Genomic DNA, 12,306 nt, shown 5'->3' with positions numbered 1-12,306 from the left:
AATTAAAAAGGACTGAGACTAAACAACTGCTTCGCCTCAATCCTTTCATCATAATGACAATCTGTTAATTACTTTTGATCTTTGCTGTCATCATCCTGATCGTCGCCATCTTTACCCAAGAAAGTATTCAAAACTGATTCGATCATATCCCATTCCTTATCAGTTTCGATAGCTTGGAGTTCGCCGCCTTGGGGATCGCTTGGATCGTCACCCTTGGGCAATGCGTATGCTTGGATTTCGACTTCTTCGTCTTCACCCTTGCCATCCGGATAAATCAAAATGTATGAACGATCAAAGTCTTCTGACTTGAAAGTAAATAATACATCGTATAATGTTTCGTCGCCGTTTTCATCGACTAATGTAATTTGTTGTTGTACTGGTTCTTGATCTGCCATAATTGTTTACCTCGCTATATTTTAGTTAATTTACCTTTACGATCCAAATAATTCTGAAGTATCAAACCAGCGGCCAGTTTATCAATCACTTTTTTCCGCTTTGCTCTGGAAATATCTGCTTCTTCAGTCAACATTCGCTGTGCTTCGACAGTTGTCAGTCGTTCATCTTCATAATCGACAGGCAAGTGAAACTTGTCTTCAAGTCGTTTGCCATACTGTTCGGAAGCATCAACCCGGGGTCCCAAAGTATTATTCATGTTCTTCGGAAGCCCGACAACAAAACCATCGACCTGATATTTTTTGACCAACTCGGCAACTCTGTCTAAGCCAAATTCCTTGTTGTCCTCGTCAATCTGAATTATTTCGACCCCTTGTGAGGTCCAGCCTAACAAGTCGCTAACAGCAACTCCGACGGTTTTTGAGCCGACATCTAAACCCATTAATCTCATTTTTCACCCTTTTTAGTTTCTTTTGAATGATTATCAGTTGGATGATTATCCAAGTAGAAACGAACTAATTCTTCAATTATTTCATCACGTTCATGTCTGCGGATAAGATTCCGGGCATCAAGATTACGTGGAATGTATGCAGGATCTCCGGAAATCAAATAACCAACAATTTGGTTATATGGGTTATAGCCCTTTTCCTCGAGAGCTGCATAAACAGTCAATAATGTTTCACGAACGTCCTTTGGCTGATCTTCATTAAAATTAAAAAACATGGTTTTATCTAAAGAACTCATACGATTCACCTCTATGACATAAGGTCATTTGTATTAATTTTAACTGATTATAACTGAAACTACAATCAACTATGCCAATGTAACGGACATGTAACCGTGGTGTAATAATTACTTATTGGTTAACCAATCAACGGCAGCACTCATTGCCTTATCAAGTCCGGCAGGATCTTTACCACCGGCTTGGGCCATGTTTGGACGGCCGCCACCGCCACCTTTAATATTACCGGCGATCGACTTAATTAAGTCACCAGCTTTAATACCTGACTTAATCTTATCATCTGTCACGGCAACAACCAGGTTGGCTTTTTCACCGCTGCCGGTTCCAAGTACCAAGACATCGGACAACTTCTTGGAACGCCAAGTATCAGCTAATTGACGCAGCTGATCCATTCCGGCATCCTTAATGACCCCTGTAATAATTGTATACTTACCGGCAGTCTTTTTGTCAGCAAAAACATCTTGGGCTTGTTGACCAGCCAATTTGGCTTCCAAAGATTGTTGCTTTTGCTGTAAGTCTTTGATTTCAGCTTGTAATTGACTTACCCGCTTAGGCGTATCTTTAATTTGAGTCACTTTCATATCGCTGGCAATCTGCTTTAGTTCTTTTTCATGATCATTTAACATCTTGAAAGCGTCTTTTCCAGTGACCGCTTCAATTCGACGAACCCCGGCGCCAACACCTGATTCGGAAACAATCTTGAACAAGCCAATATCTCTGGTGTTGGTAACGTGGGTTCCACCACAAAATTCAACTGAGAAATCACCAACGCTGACAACTCGAACCTTGTCGCCATATTTTTCACTGAATAAGGCAATTGCGCCCATCTTCTTACCAGTCTTTGGATCGGTAACGATGGTTTTAACGTCAATTTCATTAAAGATTTGCCGATTGACCATGTCCTCAACCTTTTGCAGATCGGCATCGGTTACTTGGCCAAAGTGGTTAAAGTCAAAGCGCAGGTAATTTGGTTCAACCAATGAACCAGCTTGTTGGGTATGACCACCCAAGACATTTCTAAGTGATTGGTCAAGCAAATGAGTGGCAGTATGGTTCTTTTCAACCCGGCTGTGGAATAATTTGTCAACGACCAAATGATATGTTTTACCCTTTTCAAGGGGTTCTTGTGTCTTCAAAGTATGCAGGTTTTGACCATTTGGTGCGTGTTGGACGTCGACAACATCGGCAACTTTATCACCCTGTTCATCAAGGACGATTCCCCGATCAGCAACTTGGCCACCCATCTCAGCGTAGAACGGTGTCTTGTCAAAAATTGCTTCGACGGTTCCACCTTTGGAGGTGTCAACCAATTTTTCGTTTTCAACGATCGCTACCAGCTTGGCGTTATCAACATCCAAGGTGTCATAACCAACATATTCACTGTGATCTTTAATTTCAATTAACAAATCGCGTTGAACACCCATTGACTTGGCGCCGCTTCGAGCTTTTCGAGCACGATCCTTTTGCTTTTGCATTTCAGCTTTAAATCCAGCCTTGTCAACCGTCAAGCCAGCGTCACTGGCTTCTTCTTGAGTTAATTCAACTGGGAAGCCGTAAGTATCATAGAGTTTAAATGCTGTTGGACCATCGATCACAGTTTGGTGATTGGCTTTTGCGTCTTTAACAACCTGACGAAACAGCTTCAGACCATCGGCCAATGTTTCGTTGAAACGATCTTCTTCAGAACGAACAACTTTGGCAATGTAATCTTTTTGCTTAAGGACATCAGGATAATAAGACTTCAGGGTTTCACCAACAACTGGCACTAACTTGTATAAGAAAGCTTCGTTAATCCCAAGACGTTGGCCGTTCACGATCGCACGACGGATCAATCGACGGATAACATATCCCCGACCGACGTTTGATGGTAAAGCACCATCACCAATGGCAACGGTGATTGCCCGTGAATGATCGGCAATAATTCTAAATGCCTCATTATCACGTTTGTTGGCTTCATACTTCTTGTTGTCACTTAATTTCTCAGTCTCGTGAATCATTGGCAGGAACAAGTCGGTTTCGAAATTAGTCCGGGCATGCTGAAAGATTGATACAACCCGTTCAAGTCCCATTCCAGTATCAATGTTTTTCCGAGGAAGTGGTTCATAAGTATCTTGAGGGGTGTGGTTGAATTGTGAGAACACGATGTTCCATACTTCAAGCCAGCGGTCATTTTCACCACCAGGATAATTTTCAGGGTCATCATCAGCTAAATTGTCAAAGTCCTTACCACGATCGTAGAAAATTTCTGAATCAGGGCCCGATGGACCTTGGCCGATATCCCAGAAGTTATCCTCAATATCGACAATATGATCGGGCGCAACACCGACTTGCTCCCAAAATTTCTTAGCATCTGTATCTTTAGGGTAAACAGTCATGTAAAGTTTATCTTTATCCCATCCAAACCACTTTGGAGAGGTGAGTAATTCAAACGCCCAGGTAATGGCTTCTTTTTTGAAATAATCTCCAACAGAGAAGTTCCCCAACATTTCAAACAAAGTGTGATGTCGAGGTGTTTTACCAACGTTTTCAATATCGTTGGTCCGGATACTTTTCTGTGAACTGGTCATCCGTGGATTCTTTGGAACAACCGTCCCGTCAAAGTATTTTTTCATGGTCGCAACACCGGAATTGATCCACAGTAAAGTTGGGTCATCAACTGGAATTAGTGAAGCACTTGGTTCAATTGTGTGCCCTTTTTCCTGGAAAAAATCTAAGAACATTTGTCGCACTTGACTACTGCTTAACTCTTTCATACTAATTTCTCCCTTGACAAAATTAAAACACCGTTGCTCACAGAGACGCCCATTGACGCGGTACCACTCTGATTGCAACGATGTTTATCGTTAACCACTTGATCTCTATAACGTAGAGTTGCGTTTTACAATTAAAATTTTAAGAGAGCACTATTCAACTTAAATCACTTTTTCCACCAACCAAAGTGTCTCTGAAAAATAAATTTGAATAGCATATTCTTAACACATTCAAAGTATACTTTTTTGTGAATATGGTGTCAATACGGACTTATCTATAACGTGACGAACTATTCTTTCGCTGCTTTCGCTTTGATCTGGCTTCTTCACGTTTAGCAACCCGTCGATCCACCTCATCCTTACGGGCAATTGTGTTCTTAATGCGGCGTTTGTAGCCTGGTTTGATATGCTTCTTTTTCTTTTTAATCATACCAATCATGGTTGGATCAAGCTTATCGTGCTTCTTTCGGTGGGTCTTTCGTCGATTTCGATCATACGAGTCAACAATTTCGCCATTTTTAAGTGCTTTAGGCTTGAAATGAATGCCCATGTCTTCCAGTTCTTCAACTGCTTTTTCCTCATCAGGAGAATACAGGGTAATTGAAGTTCCGGACATTCCGTTTCGGCCAGTCCGGCCGACACGATGAATGAAGAATTCCAAATCCTCGGTTGGGATATCATCGTTAATGACATCGGAAACCCCTTGGATATCAATTCCACGAGCAGCTAAATCAGTTGCAACCACAAATTGAAAATCGAGGTTCTTGACTCTTCTCATGACCTGCTTACGTTCACGTGGCTTCATCCCACCATGAATCATCGCAACATTTAAGCCCTGACCTTTTAAGTAGTTGGTTAATTCTTCAACCCGCTTCCGGGTATTCGCAAAAATGAGCACCAAATATGGCTCACCAATTGTCAGCAGCTTGTAAATAAGCTGGTTCTTATCCTGACCCTTGGTTGAAATCAGCCAATTATCAATGGTTGGACTAATAATTGTTGAAACAGGAATTTCTTCAATAAATGGATTAACCATACATTTTTTAAGAAAAATATTGATCTTTTGTGGAATAGTTGCTGAAAAGACCATCATTTGGACATGTTTACCAAAGCTGGCAGCAATATGATCGACAACGTCCAAGAATCCCATATCAAGTGTCATATCTGCTTCGTCAATGACTAACTGAGAAGCTGTATGAACATCCAAGCCACCATTTTGAATCAAATCCCAGATTCTTCCAGGGGTTCCAATCACTAATTGGGGTTGCTCATGCTTGATTTTCTTTTCCTGGCGAACTTTGTCGGTTCCGCCAACGTAATGACCAATCGAAATCGGCTGATCGCAATGTTTGGCGATTTGTTTGGCAGCATCAATAATTTGATATGCCAGCTCACGACTGGGTGTCGTAATCACCGCTTGGACTTCGTCTTTATCCGGATCCAGCTGATTAAAGATTGGCAGCAAAAACGCGTGGGTTTTACCGCTACCGGTTGCTGACTGGCCAACCACGTCTCTTCCCTGCATGATGACGGGAATCACTTTTTCCTGAACCGGAGTCGGTTTGCTGAAATTTAGCTCCTTGACTGCATCCAGTAAAAAAGGTTTTAAATTAAATTCTGAAAAATTACTCATATATTCTCCTACTTGTTTTTAGCAACAAGATCGTTTAAATCTTTAACAAAATCTTTGATATGGTCTTCATCTTCGACAACCGCCCCACTGGCAAGTGGGTGGCCGCCACCACCATATTGTTTGGCAAGTTCATTAATCTCAGGACCTTTGGAACGCAAACGGATTCGGAATGAACCGTCCTTTTGTTCGACAAAGATTGCCCAAGCGACAACCTGTTTGATTTTTCCAGGAAGTGGCACAACAGCAGATGTCGATTCATCACCTAATTTGAATGGCTCGAGTACTTTGTTGGAAAGTACCAGGTACGCAGCACCGCTATCCAAAATATTTAAATTCTCGTATACATATGCCGACAACCGGGCAAGTGGAATGTCAATTTCGTCTTCAATCTTATTGACTTCACTCGTTGAGAAATCATAGGTTGCCAATTTGGATGCAACTTCCAATGTATGTGAGGATGTTGAAGGATACATAAATCTACCTGTATCACCGACAATGCCGGCGTAAAGCAAACGGGCACCCTCTGCTGGTAAAGTTAACTGATCTTTATTGGCATCAAAAAAGTCGTAAATCAATTCTGAAGTACTTGATGATTCCGGTTCAACCCACATGATGTCACCAAATTGGTCGTCATTAGGATGGTGATCAATCTTGATAAGTTCCTTGCCAGTGGTATATCTTTCATCATCAACTCGAGGTTGATTTGCAGTATCCACAACGATGACCAATGCGTCCTTATACTGGTCATCGGCAATTTGGTCAGTGGTTCCCAACCAGGCAAAACTGTCGTATTGTTTACCGGCACATAGAACCGTTTTGTCAGGAAATGAAGCTTTGATTAACTGAGCCAACCCCATCTGTGAACCAATTGCATCCGGATCCGGTCGCTTATGCCGATGAATAATAATTGTTTTAAATTTCTTTATTTCGTTAAGTATTTGATCTTGTATTGCCATATTTATTGCTCCATTACTTTATTGTTGAACACTTCAGTATACATTAATTCGTGAATAAGATAAACCGCTACATCCAAAACGATTAATTAAACAGCGGTAAAACAATATTCTCATAACTGAGATCATCCAGGTTGGTGATGGTAATGCCCAACAGTCGAACACCTTTGGTAATGTCAGGCATATCAATCAACAAATCATTTGCCAACCCAAAATATTCCTCGGCATTATTTTTGATGTAATTATCAAAGGTTGCCCGCTTGGTAAACGTGGAAAAGTCGGCGTATCGAATTTTGAGGACCAGCGTCTTACCGTGCTTCTTTTTATCATCCATCGCTTTGACCACCATGGCAGCAATCTTTTGCAGCGCGTCATCAACTTGGGTCTGATTATCAATTGCCGGACCAAATGTCCGCTCTTTACCGATGGACTTTCGAACTCTTTGATATTCGACCGGCCGGTTGTCGACACCACGGGCCCGTTCGTAAAGGACATACCCAAACTTACCAAAGTGTTTTATTAAATCCATCTGGGACCATTGAAGCAGGTCTTGACCATTGTTAATATTTAAATCATGCATCTTGGGAACCGTCTTTTTGCCGACTCCCCGAAATTTCTCGATCGGCAGCTTCTCCAGAAACTCAAGCGCATCCCGCTTTTCAATAACAGTGATTCCCACCGGTTTTGCGTAGTCAGATGCCTCTTTAGCCAAAAATTTGTTATAAGAAACGCCAACCGAACAGGTGAGATGAGTCGCTTGCCATATTTCGTTTTGAATCATCCTGGCAACCTGAATGGGATCAGTAATGTGCTTTTTGTTATTGGATACATCTAAATAAGCTTCATCCAAGGCGACGTATTCAATAATCTCGGTATACTCATGAAAAATTTCATGAATCTGATTGGAGACCGACCGGTATAAATCGAATCCCGAAAAACGAAAAACGGCATTTGGACATAGCTCCAGAGCTTTCATGGCACTCATTGCTGAGTGAACACCATATTTTCGGGCTTTATAATTGGCCGTTGCAACCACACCTCTGCCGCCAGTCTTGCGTGGATCTTTTGCCACAATCAACGGCTTTGACTTCAGTCTGGGATCCTTGCGCTCTTCAATTGAGGCATAGAATGCATCCATATCAACATGAATAATATTTCTATCTTGTGTGTTCATCAGTATCACTCTTAATCAAACGTATGTTCTTATGTGGGTCAAAAAAATGGTCGGGATGAAATTAAATCATCTTCCCAACCGCAAACTTAAACTATTTTTCTTCAGACTTTGATTCGCCCTTGTCTGAGTCAGAATTTTCAGTTGCATTCTGATCATTATCGGTTGAAGCAGAATCATCTTTGCTGTCATCGGCTGCTTTGTCGTTAGCATCTGCGTTGTTGTCAGCTGCAGGAGCAGTAACAGCAGGCTGCTTAACTGATGCAATTGCGCTCAAATCAAACACCAAGTAGATGCCGTCACAATCTAATGTAACAGTCTTTTCAGCTTCGTTGATTTCGTCAACAACACCGTGAAGACGACCAATGGTAATAACCTGGTCACCTTCCTTGATCTTTGAAAGTTGTTCACGACGCTTTTGTTGTTGCTTTCTCTGAGGACGGATCATCAAGAAATACATAACCGCAAACAGGACAACAATCATCAAAATTGAGTAATAAGATTGATTCAATATTTTTCACCCACACTTTCCATAAGAATACTTTACCAAATAAGGCTTGAATAGTCTATAGCTAAAAGTTTTTCGGGTTCGGTTTGTTATAACCGTACTGTTCAAACACTTCAGCGCGCAGATCCAACAGGTTGTCATCCATGATTGCCTGCTGGACACGTTTCATCAAATGAATCAAATAGTATAAATTGTGGTAGCTGCACAGCCTTAGCCCAAATGTTTCATCGGTTTTCACTAAATGTCTGATATAAGCCCGCGTATAGTTGCGACAGGTATAACAGTTGCATTGATCATCCAAAGGAGTGAAGTCACGGGCGTACTTGGCGTTCTTTACAACTAATCGGCCATGTGAAGTCATGACCGTTCCGTTTCTGGCGATTCGGGTTGGCAAGACACAGTCAAACATGTCAATTCCCCGAATAACACCGTCAATTAACGAATCAGTTGCGCCGACCCCCATCAGGTAGCGGGGCTTGTTTTCAGGCAGCAGTGGACTGGTGGATTCCAAGATCCGATTCATTTCCTGCTTGGATTCACCAACTGATAATCCCCCGATTGAATATCCAGGGAAATCAAGGCTCACCAAATCTTTAGCAGATTGCTTTCGTAAATCTTCAAATCCAGCGCCTTGAACAATCCCAAACAGTCCCTGCCAATCCGGGTTCTTGTGAGCTTTCAAACCACGTTCGGCCCATCGGCTGGTTCGTTCAACCGATTTTTTTACATAATCATAAGACTCAAAGAATGGTGGACATTCGTCCAGACTCATCATAATATCCGGTCCAAGGTCATTTTCGATTTGAATGGCTTTTTCCGGTGATAAGAACATCTTTGAACCGTTGATTTCATTTTTGAAGGTGACCCCTTCTTCAGTGATATCCCGGTTTTTGGCAAGAGAAAAGACTTGGAATCCACCAGAGTCGGTCAGAATCCCCTTATTCCAATTCATGAATTTATGAAGTCCGCCGGCTTCTTTAACAATATCTTCACCGGGTCTCAGCCAGAGGTGATAAGTGTTTGCCAGGATAATTGTCGCGCCCATGTCATCCAGTTCTTCCGGAGCAAGGGTTTTAACCGTTGCCTGGGTACCAACCGGCATAAACATTGGCGTCCGGAAAGTTCCGTGGGGCGTTGTAATCTCACCTAAACGGGCCCCAGTGTGCTTTTCTTTTTTAATCAAGCGATACGTAATCGCTGGTTGCATATAATGAATCCTCCTAATGAATGTACATCGCATCACCAAAGCTGAAGAAGCGGTACTTCTCATCAATGGCGTGCTGATAGGCGTTTAAAATGTTGTCGCGACCGGTGAAAGATGCCACCAACATCACAAGCGTTGATTTTGGCAAATGGAAATTGGTAATAAATGAATCCACAACCTTCCACTGATACCCCGGCTTAATAAAGATGTCGGTCCAACCGGAATCAGGGCGAATTTCACCATCAAATTTAGTTCCTACCGTTTCCAAGGTTCGAATCGAAGTTGTCCCAGTGGCAACAATTTTGCCGCCATTTTGACGAACTTCATTCAATGTCTTGGCAGACTCCTCGGATAACCGATAAAATTCGCTGTGCATTTTGTGATCTTCAATATTTTCTTCATCGACCGGACGGAAAGTGCCCAGGCCAACATGAAGGGTCAGATAAACTAGGGTCTGTCTGGAAACTATTTAAGCCAAATCAAAATTGAAGCAATGTAAATGGTTTGTAGAAAAACATGCGCTAGTTTATCATATCGCGTCGCAATCCGCCGGTAATTCTTCAATTGATTAAAGTAATTCTCGATCAAATGGCGTTCACAATAGACGTAATAATCACAATCCCACTTGTCTTGGGCATTACTTTTAGGTGGAATCGTATATTGACCGCCTTCAGCTTCAATATACTGGCGCAGTTCCTTAGTCCCATAAGCTTTATCGGCAATCAGATTAACGCCGGCTAAAGCTAATTGTCGCAGTAATGGTTCAGCTGCCCGACTATCATGAACTTGGCCGCCGGTAAGGATAAAACATAATGGATTTCCAAGGCCATCCACCACCGCATGAATTTTAGTGGTTCGACCACCACGGCTTAGACCGATGGCTTGATTCTCAACGTCACAGCGGGCGTTTTTTTAGCGCCCGTGGCCTTTTGATGAGCTCGAATGCTAGTTGAATCGAGGCTGATATTTTCCATATCCGGTTCATCGATCAAATCCTTAAAGATCCGTTCAAACAAGCCGGCATCAACCCAACTACGATAACGACTATAGCTGGTTTTCCATGAACCGTATCGTTCAGGAATATCACGCCAGGTGGCGCCACTTTTTAGCAACCAGAGAACCGCATTAAAAACTTGGCGATTAGGTATTTTAGGTGGGCGTCCGGTTTTATAGGGCGGAAAACGGTCCTCAATCCGGGCCCATTGCTCATCAGTAATTTCATAACGTTTCGGAATTGTCATCGGCGAAAACCTCAATTTGTTTTTTATCAAGATTATACACGATTATTTTGTTTCCAGACAGACCCTAAATGAACACCCTTATCTTCAACTTTTTTCAATAATTCCTTGGTCCAGTGAAGGCCGGCCGTTGGTGCGGCAGCTGATCCCATTTCTTTGGCATAAACCGTTTGATAACGATTGGGATCATCCAACTTTTCTTTGATATACGGAGGTAATGGCGTTTCACCAAGCCGCTCAAGAATTTCAATAAAAATACCTTCGTATTTAAATTCAATTTCACGGCCACCATGGTCTAATTCCTTGGTAACGACGGCTTTTAACTGTCCGTCACCAAAGTTGATAACCGTTCCGACCTTGGCTTTTTTCGCTGGCTTCATCAAAGTTTCCCAGCGATCGCCTTCAATGTTATGAAGCAATAGGACCTCTACGTGACCACCGGTGTCTTCTTTGACACCATAAATGCGGGCAGGCATCACTTTGGAATCGTTCATCACTAAAGCATCGCCTGGGTTCAAATAGTCAATAATGTTATAAAAATGGCGGTCTTGCATCTCGCCGGTGTCCTTATTCAAAACCAGCAATCGGGATTCGTCACGATCTTTAATCGGTGTTTGGGCAATTAATTCATGAGGAAGATTATAGTCAAAATCTTCAAGGGTATAATTTGTTTTCAAAATATTAATTCCTTTCGTCCTTGTGCGGCATCGGGTAATTGAGATGGTCATAGCCCCTTGGGGTAACAACTCGGCCACGGGCAGTTCGCTTAATCAGGCCGATTTGCAGCAGATATGGTTCGTACATTTCAGCAATCGTATCGGTTTCTTCACCAATATTGGCTGCCAATGTATTAAGGCCGACCGGGCCACCATCATAATATTTAATCATTGTCTTTAATAATTTAATGTCGGTATCGTCTAATCCCAGGTCATCGACTTTCAGTTTAGCCAAGGCATACCGAACAATTTCCAGATCAACACTATCTTTGTCGGAAACTTGGGCAAAGTCGCGCACCCGCTTTAACAAGCGATTGGCAATCCGAGGTGTTCCTCGCGATCGTAAGGCGATTTCATGAGCGCCGGATTCTTGAATATCAATTTGAAAAATGTCGGCGGTTCGGCGAACAATGTCTTCCAAGTCCGAAGACTTGTAATAGTTCATGTGTTCAACAATCCCAAAACGATCCCGCAAAGGTGCGGACAGCATCCCTGCCTGAGTCGTTGCACCAATCAGCGTAAACGGTGGCAGCGGAAAATGAATTGGGTGGGCGCCGGAACCTTGGCCGACAATAATGTCGACATAAAAATCTTCCATTGCCGAATAAAGCATTTCTTCAACCACTTTTGGTAATCGATGAATTTCATCAATGAACAGAACATCGCCTGGTTGAAGCTCATTTAACAATGACAACAGGTCACCCGGCTTATCGATGGCCGGTCCACTTGTCGTTCGGATGTTAACACCCATTTCGTTGGCAATCACCATCGCTAATGTGGTCTTACCGAGGCCAGGAGGCCCATATAGCAGAACATGGTCCAATGATTCCTCACGTTGCTTGGCGGCCTTAATATAGACCTTTAATTCGTTTTTAACGTCGTCTTGTCCAATATACTCACTAAGAAGTTGGGGACGAAGCGATTTTTCAATGCTGGTTTCATCGGCATCCGTACTTTCCGGAGAAATTAGTCGATCATCTTTTTCGTTGGCCAATCTA

The 12,306-nt window shown here is 42.5% G+C and carries 11 protein-coding genes and 2 pseudogenes; all 13 read right to left on the bottom strand.

Annotated features, from left to right (window positions below; all coding sequences use genetic code 11):
• Positions 1-68: 68 nt before the first annotated feature.
• Complete coding sequence (locus tag DNL43_RS09030; RefSeq protein ID WP_054768999.1) at positions 69-395, bottom strand: DUF1292 domain-containing protein; 327 nt, start codon at positions 393-395, stop codon at positions 69-71.
• A gap of 14 nt (positions 396-409) precedes the next feature.
• Positions 410-844: a Holliday junction resolvase RuvX gene (gene ruvX / locus DNL43_RS09025; protein ID WP_056982537.1), complete on the bottom strand. Its 435-nt coding sequence runs from the start codon at positions 842-844 to the stop codon at positions 410-412.
• Positions 841-1,137: an IreB family regulatory phosphoprotein gene (locus DNL43_RS09020; RefSeq protein WP_054769000.1), complete on the bottom strand. Its 297-nt coding sequence runs from the start codon at positions 1,135-1,137 to the stop codon at positions 841-843. Before DNL43_RS09020 ends, ruvX begins: the two co-directional genes overlap by 4 nt.
• Before the next feature lie 108 nt (positions 1,138-1,245).
• A complete protein-coding gene (gene alaS / locus DNL43_RS09015) occupies positions 1,246-3,888 on the bottom strand; it encodes an alanine--tRNA ligase (protein ID WP_056982535.1) in 2,643 nt (880 codons plus the stop codon).
• Between the two features lie 268 nt (positions 3,889-4,156).
• Positions 4,157-5,518, bottom strand: coding sequence for a DEAD/DEAH box helicase (locus DNL43_RS09010; protein ID WP_056982533.1), 1,362 nt, complete (start codon positions 5,516-5,518; stop codon positions 4,157-4,159).
• An 8-nt stretch (positions 5,519-5,526) separates the two neighbouring features.
• Entirely contained in the window at positions 5,527-6,474 is a 948-nt protein-coding gene (locus DNL43_RS09005; RefSeq protein WP_054769001.1) for a DHH family phosphoesterase, read from the bottom strand.
• A gap of 82 nt (positions 6,475-6,556) precedes the next feature.
• The gene (dinB, locus tag DNL43_RS09000; protein ID WP_056982530.1) at positions 6,557-7,645 is read right to left on the bottom strand and encodes a DNA polymerase IV; all 1,089 of its coding nucleotides are present in this window, start codon (positions 7,643-7,645) and stop codon (positions 6,557-6,559) included.
• A 91-nt stretch (positions 7,646-7,736) separates the two neighbouring features.
• Complete coding sequence (yajC, locus tag DNL43_RS08995) at positions 7,737-8,126, bottom strand: preprotein translocase subunit YajC (protein ID WP_054769003.1); 390 nt, start codon at positions 8,124-8,126, stop codon at positions 7,737-7,739.
• An 88-nt stretch (positions 8,127-8,214) separates the two neighbouring features.
• Positions 8,215-9,357 (bottom strand): tRNA guanosine(34) transglycosylase Tgt, encoded by a 1,143-nt coding sequence (tgt, locus tag DNL43_RS08990; protein ID WP_056982528.1) that lies wholly within the window; start codon positions 9,355-9,357, stop codon positions 8,215-8,217.
• Between the two features lie 13 nt (positions 9,358-9,370).
• Positions 9,371-9,805, bottom strand: a pseudogene (locus DNL43_RS08985) (S-adenosylmethionine:tRNA ribosyltransferase-isomerase); the annotation flags it as partial.
• Positions 9,806-9,819: 14 nt separating this feature from the next.
• Positions 9,820-10,595, bottom strand: a protein-coding gene (locus DNL43_RS08980; protein WP_109249013.1) for an IS5 family transposase whose coding sequence is annotated in 2 segments (ribosomal slippage) — positions 9,820-10,268 and positions 10,268-10,595 — 777 coding nt in all. Because the reading frame shifts where the segments join, the coding sequence is not laid out codon by codon here.
• A 65-nt stretch (positions 10,596-10,660) separates the two neighbouring features.
• Positions 10,661-11,320, bottom strand: a pseudogene (locus DNL43_RS08975) (S-adenosylmethionine:tRNA ribosyltransferase-isomerase); the annotation flags it as partial.
• Complete coding sequence (gene ruvB, locus DNL43_RS08970; RefSeq protein WP_056982502.1) at positions 11,274-12,302, bottom strand: Holliday junction branch migration DNA helicase RuvB; 1,029 nt, start codon at positions 12,300-12,302, stop codon at positions 11,274-11,276. The pseudogene DNL43_RS08975 and the gene ruvB, both read right to left, overlap by 47 nt.
• Positions 12,303-12,306 lie beyond the last annotated feature (4 nt).

The organism is Lentilactobacillus kefiri (genome assembly GCF_009739535.1).
GTDB classification, from domain to species: domain Bacteria; phylum Bacillota; class Bacilli; order Lactobacillales; family Lactobacillaceae; genus Lentilactobacillus; species Lentilactobacillus kefiri.
Note: the sequence above shows the minus strand (reverse complement) of the source record. Positions and strands in the feature narration are given on the sequence as shown.